9 protein-coding genes are annotated in these 15,669 nt (G+C 68.5%); 4 read left to right on the top strand and 5 right to left on the bottom strand.

Annotation, left to right across the window (positions count from 1 at the left end; translation table 11 throughout):
- Nucleotides 1–12 precede the first annotated feature (12 nt).
- Together VD972_RS03675 and VD972_RS03670 are read left to right on the top strand one after the other, a co-directional pair.
- Nucleotides 13–4,185: an MG2 domain-containing protein gene (locus VD972_RS03675; protein ID WP_324980805.1), complete on the top strand. Its 4,173-nt coding sequence runs from the start codon at nucleotides 13–15 to the stop codon at nucleotides 4,183–4,185.
- A gap of 129 nt (nucleotides 4,186–4,314) precedes the next feature.
- Nucleotides 4,315–5,364 carry an ATPase gene (locus VD972_RS03670; RefSeq protein WP_324980802.1) on the top strand — a complete coding sequence of 350 codons (1,050 nt, stop codon included), beginning with the start codon at nucleotides 4,315–4,317 and terminating at the stop codon, nucleotides 5,362–5,364.
- Nucleotides 5,365–5,379: 15 nt separating this feature from the next.
- Here the strand turns inward: VD972_RS03670 and VD972_RS03665 are convergent, their stop codons facing one another.
- Nucleotides 5,380–7,800, bottom strand: coding sequence for an ATP-binding protein (locus VD972_RS03665; protein ID WP_324980799.1), 2,421 nt, complete (start codon nucleotides 7,798–7,800; stop codon nucleotides 5,380–5,382).
- Nucleotides 7,801–8,192: 392 nt separating this feature from the next.
- On the opposite strand from VD972_RS03665, the gene VD972_RS03660 reads away from it, so the two are divergent.
- Nucleotides 8,193–8,879 (top strand): hypothetical protein, encoded by a 687-nt coding sequence (locus VD972_RS03660; RefSeq protein WP_324980796.1) that lies wholly within the window; start codon nucleotides 8,193–8,195, stop codon nucleotides 8,877–8,879.
- 28 nt (nucleotides 8,880–8,907) lie between these two features.
- Here the strand turns inward: VD972_RS03660 and VD972_RS03655 are convergent, their stop codons facing one another.
- The 3 genes from VD972_RS03655 to VD972_RS03645 form a co-directional block, all read right to left on the bottom strand.
- Entirely contained in the window at nucleotides 8,908–9,897 is a 990-nt protein-coding gene (locus tag VD972_RS03655; protein WP_324980793.1) for a cysteine synthase A, read from the bottom strand.
- Between the two features lie 106 nt (nucleotides 9,898–10,003).
- On the bottom strand, nucleotides 10,004–10,696 hold the full coding sequence (locus VD972_RS03650; RefSeq protein ID WP_324980790.1) for a lysophospholipid acyltransferase family protein: 693 nt from the start codon (nucleotides 10,694–10,696) through the stop codon (nucleotides 10,004–10,006).
- A gap of 136 nt (nucleotides 10,697–10,832) precedes the next feature.
- Nucleotides 10,833–11,597, bottom strand: coding sequence for a hypothetical protein (locus VD972_RS03645; protein ID WP_324980787.1), 765 nt, complete (start codon nucleotides 11,595–11,597; stop codon nucleotides 10,833–10,835).
- A 150-nt stretch (nucleotides 11,598–11,747) separates the two neighbouring features.
- Between VD972_RS03645 and gltG the strand changes: the two genes are divergently transcribed.
- Entirely contained in the window at nucleotides 11,748–13,640 is a 1,893-nt protein-coding gene (gltG, locus tag VD972_RS03640) for an adventurous gliding motility protein GltG (RefSeq protein ID WP_324980784.1), read from the top strand.
- A gap of 100 nt (nucleotides 13,641–13,740) precedes the next feature.
- Here gltG and cglD read toward each other — a convergent pair.
- On the bottom strand, nucleotides 13,741–15,669 hold a 1,929-nt coding region (gene cglD, locus VD972_RS03635), incomplete at its 5' end, for an adventurous gliding motility lipoprotein CglD (protein ID WP_324980781.1).

Raw genomic sequence — 15,669 nt, 5'->3', positions numbered from 1 at the left:
ACTGGAGCCTTCATGCTCGCAGAACTCACCCCACGTACCCTCGTGGCGATCCTCACCGTCGTGGGTCTGGCCGTCCCAGTCACTGTCCAGCAGGTGCTCGTCACCAAGGCGGACACGAGCTCTCTGGGCGGACCGAACCGCTACCTGACCTATGTCAGCACGGACAAGCCGCTGTACCGCCCGGGTGAGCAGGTGCTGGCCCGCGGCCTGATGCTCGAGGCGATCAGCCACAAGCCGAACCCCCAGCAGCAGCAGGCGCAGATCGAGATTCGCGGCCCCAAGGGGGATGTGGTCACCTCCGCCATGGTGCAGACGCAGGACTCGGTCTGGGGCTTCTCCTGGACTGTTCCTCCCGAGCAGGCGGGCGGCGAGTACACGCTCAAGGTCACCTACCCCTGGACGGGAGAGGCGCCCGCGGAGCGCAAGTTCGACGTGCGCGCCTACCGGGCCCCGCGGCTCAAGTCGCAGATCGAGTTCCTCCGGGACGGCTATGGCCCGGGTGACACGGTCACCGCCACGCTCGACGTGAAGCGCGCCGAGGGCGGCGTGCCCGCGGGCGCGCGGGTCACCGCCACCGCCATCGTGGATGGTGCCACCGCGGCGCAGGTGACGGGCACCGTCAACGAGAAGGGGCTCAGCACGGTGAGCTTCAAGCTGCCGGCGCGGATCGATCGCGGGGAGGGCTCGCTCGCCTTCGCCATCGAGGATGGTGGCGTGGTGGAGACGGCGGCCAAGACGATCCCCATCCTGCTGCAGACGCTGGACCTGGCGATGTACCCGGAGGGTGGCGAGCTGGTCGCGGGGCTGGCCTCGCGCGTCTACTTCGAGGCGAAGACGCCGGCCCAGAAGCCCGCGGACCTGGTGGGCGCGGTGATCGATCAGGCCACCGGGCAGACGGTGGCGTCCGTGCGCTCCATGCATGAGGGGCGCGGCCGCTTCGAGTTCGCGCCGAAGGCGGGCGCGAAGTACGCGCTGCGCATCGACGAGCCGTCGGGCATCCAGAAGAAGTTCCCACTGCCCGAGGTGAAGGCCCGGGGCGCGGTCCTGCGCTCGAGCGAGGACGTGGTGCCCGCGGGCAGGCCGGTGACGCTCTCCGTGGCGCTCTCGGGGCTGAGCAAGGCGAAGGTGACGCTCAGCAAGCGCGAGGTGGAGGTCGCCTCGGCGGAGGTGGGCTCGCAAGGCAGGGTGACGCTGAATCCCAAGGACGCGGAGGGTGTGCTCGTCGCCACGGTGTGGGACCACGACGGGCGCCCGCTCGCGGAGCGGCTGGTGTTCCGCCAGCCTGCAAAGGCAATCCAGCTCGAGGTGCAGCTGGACAAGAAGACCTACGTGCCGGGCGACAAGGTGCAGCTCACCGCTCGGACGACGCGGGATGGCAAGCCCATCTCCGCACTGGTGATGCTCACCGTCACGGATGACTCGGTGCTGGAGCTCATCGAGAAGCGGGACCAGGCGCCTCAGCTGCCGGTCATGGTGCTGCTGGAGCCGGAGGTGAAGGAGCTCGCCGACGCTCAGGTGTACCTGGACGAGAAGAACCCGAAGGCGAAGCCAGCGGTGGACCTGCTGCTCGGCACTCAGGGCTGGCGGCGGTTCGCACTCGCGGATCCCGTGAGCTTCGTCGCGCAGCACGGTGATCTGGCCCGGCGCGCACTCGCGGTGCGCGTGCCCACGGTGCACTCCATGCCCCCGGACGAGCCGATGCCCATGGCCGCCATGGCCGAGGGTGCAGGTGCACCGCGAGGTGGAATGGCCCCACCGCAGAGGCCCAACCGGCCTGGAGCGGCGCCGAGGCCCGCGCCTCCCATGGCCGCTCCCGTGGCCGCCATGCCCATGCCTCAGGCTGCTCCGCCGCCTCCCGCCCCGCCGCCGCCTCCGCCAGCGCGTGTCCCTCCCCCGTTTGGTAGGGCGATGCCGGCCCAGCCTGTGGTGCAGGCCGATGAGAAGATGGTCGAAGCGTCGCGCAAGGCGGACAGGGCGCGGCAGGACGACATGATCATGGCGAAGGAGGAGATGGCCAAGCCCAGCCCCTACCAGCAGCCGCTCGTCTACTTCCGCGAGTACGCGCACACGGTGCGGCCGGGCCGCAAGGCGGGTGACCGCGTGGACTTCGCGGAGACGCTCTACTGGAACGCGGGGGTGCGCACTGACGCGAAGGGAGAGGCCAGGGTCTCGTTCGGCCTGAACGACTCGGTCACCTCGTTCAAGGCGTTTGCCGGGGCGGTGGGCAGTGACGGCGCGCTGGGCTCCGCCGTCGCGGCGATCGAGTCGGTTCAGCCCTTCTATCTCGAGCCGAAGATCCCACTCGAGGTCACCTCGGGCGACGTGGTCCAGCTGCCCGTGGCGCTGGTGAACGGCACCTCGTCGGCGCTGAGGGGCGTGGGCGTGAAGCTCGACTTCAAGGGAGACGTGCGCGCCACCTCCATCGGCACGGTGGACCTGGCGGCGAAGGAGCGCGCCCGGCGCATCATCGAGCTGAAGATCGGCCAGGAGTCGAAGCCCATCGAGCTGACGCTCGCGGCGACAGCGGGCGACTACGCGGACACGGTCCGGCGCGCCCTGACGATCAAGCCGAACGGCTTCCCCATCAGCACCGCGTTCGGCGGGATGGTGTCGGCCCAGAAGCCGGCGGTGCACACGGTGACGCTGCCGGCGAACACGGTGCGCGGCAGCGTGAAGACCTCGGTGGTGGTGTACCCGAGCCCGCTGGCCAACATGACCGAGTCCCTGGCGCGGCTCATCCAGGAGCCCTCTGGCTGCTTCGAGCAGACGAGCTCGACGACGTACCCGATGACGATGGCGCAGCAGTACTTCCAGTCGCACAGCGGGGTGGATCCGAAGCTGGTGGCCTCGGCGCGAGAGAAGCTGGAGACGGGGTACAAGCGGCTCTTGGGCTTCGAGACCAAGGAGAAGGGCTACGAGTGGTTCGGCGAGGCCCCGGGCCACGAGGCGCTCTCGGCGTTCGGCCTGATGCACTTCGCGGACATGAAGCAGGTGCGAGACGTGGACACGGCGATGATGGCCCGCACGCGGGAGTGGCTGCTGAAGCAGCGGGATGGCAAGGGCGGGTTCGAGCGGAAGCGGCGCGCGCTCCACGTGTGGATCGAGGACCCTGACACCTCGAACGCCTACATCACCTGGGCGCTGCTGGAAAGCGCTCCCCGGCCGGCGGACGTGGCGAAGGAGCTGTCGAAGGAGATCGCCGCGGTGAAGCAGTCGGCGGTGAGCAGCAAGAACAGCTACGTGCTGGCGCTCGCGGCGAACGTCCTGTCGCTGGCGGGGGACGGGGCCGAGGCCCGGAAGCTGATGGAGAAGCTGGTCGCCAAGCAGGGCAAGGAGGGCGTGGTGGAGGGCGGCACGCAGTCCATCGTGGGCAGCATGGGCGAGACGCTGCAGATCGAGACCACGGCCCTGGCAGCGCTGGCGTGGCTGAGAGAGCCCAGCTTCGCGGGGAACGTGGAGCGCTCGATGAAGTTCCTGGCGAGCTCGTGCGACGGTGGGCGCTACGGCTCCACGCAGAGCACGGTGCTGGCGCTGCGCGCCATCGTCGCCTACGACAAGGCGCGGGCGGCGAAGCGGGCGGGCGGCGCGGTGCGGGTGTACGTGAATGGCCAGCCGGTGGGCAGCGCGGTGCGGTTCGAGGCCTCGGCGCAGGAGGCCATCAAGCTGCCGGACGTGTCCGAGCTGCTCACGCCGGGCGAGCGGAAGATCGAAGTGCGCGTGGAGGGGAGCGCGGAGCTGCCGTACTCCATCGAGGTCACCTACAACGCCCTGAAGCCCGACAGCTCGCCAGAGACAAAGGTCGCGCTCGAGGTGGCGCTGGCGAAGACGGCGCTGACCGAGGGCGAGCCCACCGAGGCTCGGGTGCTGGTGTCCAACAAGACGGACGAGAAGCTGCCCACGGCGGTGGCGATCTTCGGCGTGCCGGGCGGGCTCGAGGTGCGCCACGACCAGCTCAAGGAGCTGGTGAAGAAGAAGACGGTGGACGCCTACGAGGTGATCGGCCGCGACGTGGTGCTCTACTGGCGCGGAATGGAGCCGCGCAAGAAGCTGGACGTGTCCCTGTCCCTGGTGGCGGCAGTGCCCGGCACCTACACAGGCCCGGCCAGCCGCGCCTACCTGTACTACTCCGACGATCACAAGACGTGGCAGGACGGAGTGAAGGTGTCCATCGCGCCCAAGCAGTAGCGCCAGGCGCGCAGTCCCACCGCAAAGATTCCATTTCACTACATCCAGCAACTTTACCCCACACCCTCCGACAATTACCCCAGAGCCCCTCTAGGAGGGGCTGAAGACCCACAACCCAGGGGTGTGGCGATGCGGAAGCAGCGACTGGGCGAATTGCTTCAGAAGACGGGGCTGGTGGACGAGATCCAGCTCCGAGCGGCACTGGGGTTCCACGCCAAGTGGGGCGTGCCGCTGGGGCAGGTCGTCGTGGACATGCGCTTCTGCACCGCTCAGCAGGTGCTGGAGCTGCTGGCCGGTCAGCTGCAGTTGCCGGTGGTGGACCTGGACGCGGAGCCGCTGGAGCCGAGCCTGGTGGATGTGCTGCCGGTGGAGACGGCCGAGGCCTGCCGGGTGATTCCGCTCCGGGTCGAGGGGCCTCGTGGCTCGGTGCTGGTGGTGGCCGCCGCCGCTCCGGCACCTCCCACCGCACTGGATGAGGTGGCCCGCGTGGCCGGCAAGATGCGCGTGGTGGCGCTGGTGGCGACGGATGCCGCCGTCTCTCGTGCCATCGATCGCCTCTACTACCCGCACCTGATGGGCGCGCAGCGCCCGGTGGAGCCCATTCCCCTGCCCGAGGCAGATGAGCACCTGCCGCTGGTGACGGATCGCGCCGAGTACCTGGCGCTGGGCCGCATCGTGCCGAGCAGCGTCTCCGCCACCAAGCTCGAGCCGGGCGGCCTGCCCATGCTGATGCCGCTGGTGATGGAGGTGCCGGCGCATGCACGCGTCACGGAGCCGGAGATGCCGAGGGTGGAGGTGGCGCCCAAGGCCCCCGCTTCGAAGGCCGAGCCCGAGCCCGAGCCCGAGGTCTGGGTGTACGGCTGGGGAGCCCAGGCCACAGAGGAGCTGCTGAAGCTGCTGGAGGACGAGGACCTGTGGGCGCGGGTGGCGAGCACGGAGGACGTGAAGAAGGCGAGCGAGCGCACGGTGGTGCTGACACCGCTGCAGTCCGTGGAGTCGGTGAAGCGGCACGGCATCCGGGCGCAGCTGCTGGTCGCAGGCCGGGCACACGATCGGGACCGGGCGTTGGCAATGGGGGCCCATGTCTTCCTGTCTGGCCCCCTGCGCACGGACGCGCTGATTCGCGAGGTGCGCGCGCGGGTGGAGGCTGGCGGCGCGCCCCTGCGTCAGGCGAGCTGAGTCCTCACACGCCCCTCAGCGCGAGCCTCCTTGGGTCCGGCCCGCGAGCGACGCCAGCACGGCGAGCAGCTCCAGCGGCTCCACCGGCTTGGGCACATGGCTGTGGAAGCCCGCGAGCAACACGCGCGTCCTGTCCTCCACGCGCGTGTAGGCCGTGAGGGCCACCGCAGGCGTCCGTCCGCCCTGCTCGGGGCTCAGCGCACGCACCCGGGAGATGAGGCTGTAGCCGTCCTCTCCTGGCATCCCAATGTCGGAGATGAGCAGGTCGGGCCGCTCCGCTCGGAGCAGCGCGAGCCCCTCGGCCGCGGAGGCGGCGGTGAGCACGTGGGCCTTGCACCCCTCGAGCATGGCGCGAAGCAGCTCCCGCGTGTCTCCTTCATCATCCACGACGAGCACCCGAAGGCTCGCCAGCTCCGGCGGACACACCTCGCCCTGGGCCACCGGGAGCTGAAGGCCCGGCCGCACGGCCACCTCCCGGCGCAAGGCCACGGACACCGGTAGCTGCACGGTGAAGGTGGCCCCCTTGCCATCTCCCTCGCTGGACGCGCTCACCGTCCCGCCATGCATCTCCACGAGGTTCCGGACAATGGAGAGCCCCAGTCCCAGGCCTCCCGCCGTCCGCGTGGTGCCCGCCTCCGCCTGGCGAAACCGCTCGAAGAGGTGCGGGAGGAACTCCCGGCAGATCCCCTGCCCCGTGTCGGCCACGGTGATCTCCACCGAGGAGTCACGCCGCTCGACGAACACCTGGACACGCCCGCCCTTGGGGGTGAACTTCACCGCATTCGAGAGGAGGTTCCAGACGACCTGCTGGAGCCGCTGCGAATCCCCCATGACATGGCTGGTAGAGTCCACCGCGGCCTGGAGCCGGATGCCCCGGGCCTCGGCGGCTGGCCGCACCGAGTCGAGCGCTTGCTCCACGATGACGCTGACCTCCACCGGCTCCACGCCCAGCTTGAGCTTGCCGGTCATGATGCGGCTCACGTCCAGCAGATCCTCGATGAGCTGGGCCTGTGCGCGGGCGTTCCTCTCGATCGTCTCCAGGGCGCGCTCCCGCTTCTCGGGGGCCAGGCCGCCGGTGCGCATCAGCTGCACCCAGCCGAGCATGGACGTGAGCGGCGTGCGCAGCTCGTGGCTGACGGTGGCGAGGAACTCGTCCTTCAGCCGGTTCGCCTCCTCTGCCGCCTGGCGCGCCTCGCTCTCCCGCGCAAGCAGCTGCTCACGCTCGTGCTCGGCCTGCTTCCTGTCGGTGATGTCGATGACGCTGCCGACGTAGCCCAGGAACTCTCCCTCCGGGCTGAACCGCGGCGAGGCCGAGTCGATGGCCCACCGGTACGCTCCGTCCTTTCGCCGGACCCGATACTCGATCCGGAAGGGCTCACGCTTCGCATTGGCGGCCAGGAAGATCTCCCCGGCCCTCGTCGAGTCCTCCGGGTGGAGGACGGAGAGCCACCCCAGGCCCAGCCCCGTCTGCTCCGTCTGCCCGGTGAATTCGTACCAGCCCTTGTTGAGGTAGGTGCAGGCGCCCAGGGTGTCCGTCACCCAGAGCATGACGGGCGCGCTGTCCGCCATGTTGCGGAAGCGCGCCTCGCTCTCCCTCAGGGCGGCCTCCGCGCGCTTCTCCGTGTCCCTGTCATAGAACACGACGACGCCACCGGTGACACAGCCCGCCATGTCACGGATCGGCGCGCCGCCAACCCGCAGCCAGACCCGCTCGCTCTCGCCCCGCTGGTACAGCAGATCGTCGCCCACGGTGGTCTCACCACGCAGGGCGCGGGCCATGGGCCTCTCATGGGCAGCCATGGGCTGCCCGTCCGGATGGAAGGCCTTCCACTTGCTGTACTCCTCGACGCCCGCCATCGCCGGAAGCGGGTGGCGCAAGATGCGCTCCACCTGCCGGTTGGCCAGGGTGATGCGGCCCGAGGGGGCCTCCGCGAGGAGCACTCCCGCGGGGATGTTGTCGAGCACCGCCTGCAGCCGGGCGCGCTCCAGTGCCAACGCCTGCTCGGCTGCCTCGCGGGCAGCCGCGGCCCGAGCGAAGGGCAAGACGGCCTCGAAGGCCCCGGTATCGAGACACCGCAGGAGGAGCCTCACCTGCTGGAGGGCCGGTTCGAGACCCTGCAGCTCCAGCAGCTCCAGCAAGCACTCCCGCACGAGGGCGTATTCACGCAGCACCAGCGCCGCGTCGAACCCCAGGCGCATCCGCTGGCGACCATGCTCCTCCGCCACAGCGCTGTGGGCGGGCAGCTGCGAGTCGCCAGGCTGTCCCGCTTCCCGCCGCAGTGCGCTCGCCACCTCCTGGAGGAATACGGGCAGCGAGTCGATCAGCTGCTCACGGGACAGCTCCCGCGGAGCCAGGAGCTGCTGCATCTGCTGGCTCCACCGCTCGAGGAGCGCGTCGCGGCTCACCTCCAGCAGGTCCGGCAATGCGTGATTCATGGGGCCCTACCACCCGCGCCGAGGGAGGGAGATCGAGGATGGCCAGTAACATGGCCACACCAGGACCCAGGGACAACATGAGAGCGCCCGCAGGCCGGACGACCACCCACCCGGCAGGCTTCGTCCCATCATGGACAGCGAGGGGAGCGGCGAACGGAGCCTCGGGCTCCTCTCGCTGGCCGGTACCCGCGCCCTATGCCACGCTCGGGTGGCATGCGAGGTCTGACAGCCGCTGTCCTGGCTTGGAGCGCCCCCATGACGCTGGCGGGTTGCAAGGCCGCCCTGCAGCCACCCGCGCCACCGGCCGGGCCGCGAAGCTGCGCACGCCCAGTTCATCCGACTGTACCCAATGACAGGTGACGAGAGAGGGGGGTGGCGGCAAGCTCACTCCCATGAGAACACTCACGCTCACCCTCGGCCTCCTGCTCTGCCTGTCCCAGCCTGCCTGGGCGCAAGAGCCCACTCCCCTCGATCTCGCCAAGGTCCCCCAGGAGGGAAAGGCCCCCGAGGACTTCGTGCCCTCCGGCTGGAAGATCGAGGCCACGACCCGAGGAGACCTGGACAAGAACGGCAAGGAGGACGTGGTCCTCGAGCTGGTCGAGGATGACGCCAAGAAGGGCGAGGGCCATGAGGCCACGGACCGCGCTCGTGCGCTGCTGGCCCTGCTGTCGGCAGAGGGGGGGAAGCTGCGCCGGGCGGGCGCCTCGAACCGGGTCCTCTACTGCATCGGGTGTCAGGGAATGATGGGAGGAGGCGGGGGCGGGGTGACGAAGATCGAGAAAGGCGTGCTCCTCGTCGACCAGATGAGCGGCTCGCGCGAGACGACGCACACGGTGCTGCGCTTCCGCTATGAGCCGAAGGAGCGCAGGTTCGTGTTCATCGGCGAGGACATCGAGAGGACGGACCGGGCCGTAGGCACCTCGACGGTCGAGAGCACCAACCTGCTCACCGGGACGAAGATCACCGAGAAGCGCCAGTACGACGAGAAGCAGGACAAGGACACCGTCATCTCCTCGAAGAAGGAGAAGGTGCCAGTCCGCAAGCGCTACCTGGAGGATGTGGACATCTCGGCGTACTGAACGCCGCCGGTGAGCTCCAGCCCCGCGCTCACGTCGGCAGCGGCTTCACCACGAGCTGCTTCGAGGCGAGGAACTCCGCGTTGAATACCTTCGAGGCGTAGCGGCTCCCGTGGTCGCAGAGGAGGGTGACGATGCGCAGCCCCTGGCCACGGTGCTGGCGGGCCACGTCGTAGGCCGCGCGCACGTTGATGGCCGCCGATGTCCCCACCACCAGCGCGTCCTCCTTGGCCAGGTGGTAGAGCATCTCCAGCATGTCCTGGTCCGACAGGCGCATCGCCTCGTCCACGCGCGAGCGGCGGAAGTTCTCCGTCACCCGCATGATGCCGATCCCCTCGGTGATGGAGCTGCCCGTGGTCTCCATCTTCCCCTCTCGTACATAGGAGTAGAGGCCGGAGCCGTGAGGATCCACCAGCACCACGCGCAGCGCGGGGTTCTTCTCCTTGAGGTAGCGGCTGACACCGGAGATCGTCCCGCCACTGCCCACCGAGATGACCAGCACGTCCAGCCGGCCCTCGCACTGCTCCCACAGCTCGGGCCCGGTGGTCTCGTAGTGGAAGTCCCCGTTCGCGGGGTTCTCGAACTGGTTGGCCCAGAACCAGCCGTGCTGCTCCGAGAGCGTCCGCGCGGCGTGGAAGAAGTGATTGGGGTTGGAGAACGGAACGGCGGGCACCTTCCGTACCTCCACACCGATGGCCTCGAGGTACTCGTACTTCTCGCGGGCCTGGTTGTCCGGCATGGTGACCACGACGCGGTAGCCGCGCTCGCGGCCTAGCAGCCCCAGGCCGATGCCGGTGTTGCCCGCAGTCCCCTCGACGATGGTGCCGCCCGGAGGCAGCCGCCCATCTGTCTCCGCGCGCAGGATCATCCCTTTGGCGGCGCGATCCTTGATGCTGCCGCCAGGGTTCATGAACTCAGCCTTGCCGAGGATCTCGCATCCCGTCAGCCGCGACAGTGAACCGATGCGCAGCAGCGGAGTGTTACCGACTGCGTCCCAGAGTGAACCGATTCGAGGAGCCATGCTCCTTCCTACCGAGCCCCCACTGCTCCTGTCGAGGACTACCGGCCCCCACTCCCGTCTCCCAGCTATTCGGAGATTTCATGGCGCCAAGCAGACGGCCGGCCGTTCAGCGGGGCGTGGCCACCAGGGCCTCGATGCGGGCTTTCTCGGCGACCATGAGGTTGCGCACGTGCTCCATCAAGGCCTGCACGTTGCCCTGGAAGGGCGCTGGGTCCACAGGAGGCAGCACCTGCACATGGCAGTTGGCGGTGGTCTGGAGCACCAGCCCGTGCTTGGGCAGCGTCTTCGCGGTGCCGGTGAGGACCATGGGGATGACGGGACACTTCATCTTCACGGCGATCTGGAAGGCGCCATCCTTGAAGGGCTTCATCTGTCCGTCGGGTGAGCGAGTGCCCTCGGGGAACATGAGGACGGGCACGCCGCGCTCGATCCAGCGCTCGCACAGGGCCATCATGCGTCCCACGCTCTCGCGGTCTCCGCGGACGAGGGGCACGTAGCCATTGAGCCACATGTTCCAGCCGATGAAGGGCAGCTTGAAGTTGGACGCCTTGGAGACCCACTTGAAGGGCCGGTAGAGGCCGAAGAGCACGAGGATGTCGCCCATCGACTCATGGTTGGAGACGAGGACGGCCGGTCCGTGCCAGGGCAGGTGTTCGCGGCCTTCGACCCGCTGGTGCCACAGCGGGTTGACGTACATGTAGAGCTGAGCCCAGAAGCACGAGTACAGGTGCAGGATCCGCCGGTTGCGGTCGAACGGGAACGTGACGGCCGACAGCACCAGTGCGCCCAGGAAGAACACCAGGCTCGAGGCGACGAAGAACGACCAGAAGACGATGGAGAACAGGAGTCGAATGGCGCCGCGCAGTGTGCCACACGCACGCGCTCGTGGAAGAGGGAAGCTTTCAGATTCCCCTCCCGTAGGACCTGACGGTGTGTCAGGCGGGGCTGTCGCCGACGCGGCGCAGCCGGGCAACGTGCTCGCTCACGGCCTGCCCGTACTCGATGACCAGGTTGTCGAAGCGCTCGGTCCGCTCGTCCAGGTCCGGCACGTGCTTGTCCTTCAGGAACGAGTAGTCCTGCATGAGGCACATGCGCAGCGCCGTCAGGATGAACTGGAACGGGAACTCATCGACCGCCTCGACGGGTGTCACCTCACGGGCTTCCACGATGACGTGGGCCGAGTCCATGACGTTGTTCTCGACGAACCACACCCCCGCGAGACGGACGACCACGAGCCGTCCATCCAGCAGCATGTGGAGCCGCTCTCCTTCCAGGAAGCCGGAGTCCCCGTTGGCAGCCTTCTCGGCATGCGCCAAGGGAGGACTGTAACCGCCTCCTAGCAGCACCGAGGACTCATTGAGCCACACGGCCTCCCGAGCCTTTGCCGGGACATTGCCAAACAGCTTCTCGAGCTCGGCGACGCGCTCAGCGGAACCCGCTCCGCCATCCACCTTGCGGAGGGGCAAGGCGGACAACTTCGCCTCGGGCAGGACGAGCTCGATCAACTCCTCGAGCAGCGCCGCCTTCGCTTCGGTCTCCTCATGAAGCCGATGCGCCGCCTCCCAGAAAGCCTGCTCCCGGGGAGAGAGCGGCTTCGACAGCTTGCCGCCCTTCAAGAGGTTCTCCAGCTCCCCGGCCGTCTCGATGATCTTCTCCGCCACTTCCTTCCGCTCGGCCCCGAGCTCCTCGTCTTGATCCATGGCCCCCGATGCTAGCAGCCACTTGTGCTGGGATGTCGCACAGCAAGCAGCCTACACGCGCCGACAGCGTGGAGCCGCGCGCGCGCGTTCATGCGGAACCTTCCCAAAGGCACGGTGTCAGTACCTGCAACCAGCCAGCAGGGAGCCGCCATGTCCATTCCTCTGACACTCAAGGTTTTCAAGGGCGGGGCGCTCGTCACCTCGCAGGACTTCGCCCGCGACATCATCAAGATCGGACGTCTGTCATCGGCGCATCTGCGCTTGGATGACGAGAAGGTGAGCCGGGTCCACTCCGTCATCGAGGTCGCGGCCGACGGCGTCCTGTCCATCATCGACATGGGCAGCGTCGAGGGCACCTACGTCAACGGCAAGCGCGTCACCAAGGGCCGCATCTCCTTCGGCGACGAGATCCGCCTGGGGGAGACCACGCTCCGCCTGGAGAGCCCGGCCGTCGTGGCCGCAGTGAACCTCTCCGCCGCCGTGTCGAGCACGGAGCTGGCCCCGCCGACTCCTGTCGCACTGGCACCGGTCACTGTCCTGTCGCAGGCGACCGCCGCCACCGTGGATGTCACGCCGGCTCCGGCGCTGGATCCTTCTCTGGCTGCCACAGAGCAGATCGCAGTGCTCGCCTCGGAGGCCGAGGTTCCTCAGGCCGAGCCCACGCCCCCTGTGCGCACCCTTCGCCGGAGCAAGGCCCACGGGCCGCTCGGCGTGTCCTTGAGCTTCGTGTGGGGTGACCAGCGCGTGGGCGAGTTCTTCCTGCCACCGAGCGAGAAGAAGTCCTTCAGCGTGGGCACTGCCGAGGGCGTGGACTTCGTCATGGGCGACTCCCGGCTCGGCAGCCCTAAGCTGGAGGTCCTGCGCACCGACGGGCAGACGTACACCGTCTGCTTCACCGGCAAGATGAAGGGCGAGCTCATCCGCAACGCGGAGACGCTCGACCTCGAGGCGGTCATCGAGTCTGGCAAGGCCTCGCACGAGGACTCGGCGTACACGCTGGCGCTCGATCCGGACGACGTCTTCTGGGTGGACCTGGGCGGCGTGGCCATGGAGGTCTGCTTCCAGCCGGTGCCCAAGCGGGTGCACGTCCCGCTGAGCGACTCGGTGGACTACCGCGCACTCAACATCCTCCTGGTGATGCTCTTCGCCGGCTCCATGTTCGTCATCGGCGCCGCGAACCGGACCGGGGGCGACGAGGCCTTCGCCGACGAGCTCTACGGCGACCATGAGCGCCTGACCAAGCTGGTCATCAAGCCGCCCGAGCCGAAGCCGAACCGGTTCCTCGCCCAGCTCAACGATCAGAAGGTCCGCCAGCAGCAGAAGCAGCAGCCCGCGCAGGCCAGCAACGAGCCGAAGAAGCCGATCCGCAAGACGCCGGTCCCGTCGAAGGCCTCCTCCAGTCCCTCGAACCCGAAGGCCACAGCCCAGCACATGGTGAAGGACCTCTTCGGCGGCAAGGGCAAGAGCGTCGCCGCCCTCTTCGGCGGCCCTGGTGCGAACAGGGAGCTCCAGAATGCCATCAGCAACGTCCGCAACGTGGTGGCCGGGCAGGGCGGCCTGGGCGGGCTCGTGACGAAGGACGGCCCGGGCGGTCCGGGAGGGCCGGGCAGCACCATCGGCCTCGGTGGCATCTTCACCCCAGGCCGCGCCAGTGGCGACAAGGACTACGGCCAGAAGGTGGGCCTCGGCGACAAGGTGAGCGTGGATCCCGCCATCTCGCCCGTCGAGTTCAAGGTGAACGAGGGCTCTCTGGACAGGGAGCTCGTCCGCAAGGTCATCCAGGACAACAAGTCGCAGATCCGCGCCTGCTTCGAGAGCCTGCTCAACCAGTACCCGGACCTGAGCGGCAAGGTGCAGACGCAGTTCACCATCGGGGCCAGCGGCCAGGTGCTCGAGTCCAAGGTCAGCCAGTCCAGCACCGGCAGCAAGGAGCTGGATACCTGCGTGGCCAGCCGCGTGCGCCTCTGGCAGTTCCCCAAGCCCAAGGGGGGCGGCATCGTGGTCGTCAGCTACCCGTTCCTCTTCAAGCAGGCGGGCCGGTAGGACTCCTGCTCCAGGCCTGCGCGGCCCTGGCAAGAAGGCCGCGCAGGCTCAAACTGCATGAGCGCGGCGCCCCGGGCTCACCCCCGAGGCGCCACACGCGCTAGCCGATGATCGGCTCGCACGAGCAGGTGCTCATCTCGCACTGGGTGCCCGCACCGCACGTCCCGCCACAGTTGGGCTTGCACACGCACTGGTTGCCCGTCTCATTGCAGCCCAGCGTGGGGCCGGTGCAGTGGTCCGGCTCCGTCGGGCTGTGGTTCGGGTCGTCCTCGCACGGCACACCACCGTTCGGGTCGCTCACCGCGTTGACCCAGTACTGGTAGGACACCGCGGCCTGGGCGCTCTGGTTCGCCGGGCGGCACGCGCCGAAGAACGAGATCGTCCGCGCGCTCCCGTCGAAGTCGAAGCCGTTGACGGTGCTGCGCGGGATGTTGCCGCTGGCCGTGCAGACCGCCGGGTTGGTCACGTTGTCCACGGCCACCTTGATGGACGCGCCGATGGGCGGCTTGATCGTCTTGTAGCCCGCGTTGCCGATGGCGTCGGCGATGATCGCGTCCATGGACGTCTCGATGGAGTTGGTGTCGATGATGGAACCGAGCACGCCACCCGAGGCGTTCACCACCGTGACGTGACGCTGCGTCTGCCCTTGCGACGGCTGTGGGTTGAACTCGCGGCCGGTGTTGCTGAAGTTGCACGTCCCTGAGAGGCAGCCACAAGCGCTCCCGGCCGGGCACACGATGCCGTGCACGGTGATGAGCTTGCCCGTCTTGTTGGTGGGAGCCGCCCCTGTCGTCACATTGCCGAAGAAGCTCACGAAGTTCTGGACGTTCTCACAGCCGCTGCCAGCCTTATCGATGTTGCCACCCGAGCCACAGTTCTGCACGGTGGCCGTCTGGCCGCTGGTCTGATCATCCGCGTCCGCCAGGATGACCACCACGAGGGTGGCGTCCTTGCGAGCCGTGGAGGCGGACTCCGGGGCACCCGCATCGGTGCCGGGCGTGATGTTGTCGATGGCCCTCCGGGCTGCGCCGAGCACACCCTCGCTGCCGTTGCCATCGAGATCGACCCAACAGCCACCGTTCGCGCCTTCGGAGTTGTCTCCAGGGCAGCTCGCGGCCTCCGGCGTCGTGGGCACGCCGCTGCAGACGTTGGAGGCGTTGCACGCGCTGTTCTGCGTCAGCCACGCCTTTACCTTGTTCAAGTTGCGAGTGAACTTGCGCAGAATCCCCGGGTTGAGCCCACCGGAGATGTGGTAGCTGGAGGTGACCATGGCCATGCGCCAGTCCAGCGACGAGGCGTTGAGGGCATCCACCGCGGCCTGAGCGGCGGTGGCCAGCGAGGCCTGAGAGACCTGCATCGAGCCGCTGTCATCCACGACGAAGAGGAAGTCCACCTTCGCTGGCGGGAGCTGGAAGCGCTCGCACTGGACGGCCGTGGGCTCGCCGAACTGGGCCAGCGCCGAGCCGTCCGACAGGTCCCTCGCGGAGAAGGCCGCCACCGAGCTGCGTTCCCCGCCCGTGACCGCCGCCAGCTGCGAGATGGCGATGAGCACCACCACGCTCTGGTTGGAGCGGTGGACGAAGAGCGCCTGCAGGCGGAAGTCGCCGTTGAGGGCCGTGCCCCCGACGTTCAGGCGGCCTGCGCTGCCGGGCACCAGGGCATTCACCAGATCATTGGTGCGCTGCTTGAGGTCCGTGCTGGCGCCCACCTGGTCATAGAAGACCTGCGCGGCGTTGTGGTCATCCCACGTCTTGAACAGCTGGGCGGTGCGGTTGCGCAGGGCACCCCTGCCCTCGATGGCAGGCCGCAGGGCCTCCTCATCCCCGAGCGGAGTCGTGGCATTCGGCGGGGCCTCGCGGCGGAACGCGAGGAAGGCGACCTTGTTCTGGCTGTCGTAGCCCACCAGGCCCTTCACCTCGGTGCCGACGGTGATGGAGCTCACCTCCGTGAAGGAGGGCGGCAGCGCCAGCTTGATGTCCGCCCCACTCTCGGACTTGAACGTCACCGGGCGCAGGTTGGCGGTGGTGCA

The organism is Hyalangium sp. (genome assembly GCF_035629615.1).
Classification (GTDB): domain Bacteria; phylum Myxococcota; class Myxococcia; order Myxococcales; family Myxococcaceae; genus Hyalangium.
This window is presented reverse-complemented; position numbering and strand designations above follow the sequence as displayed.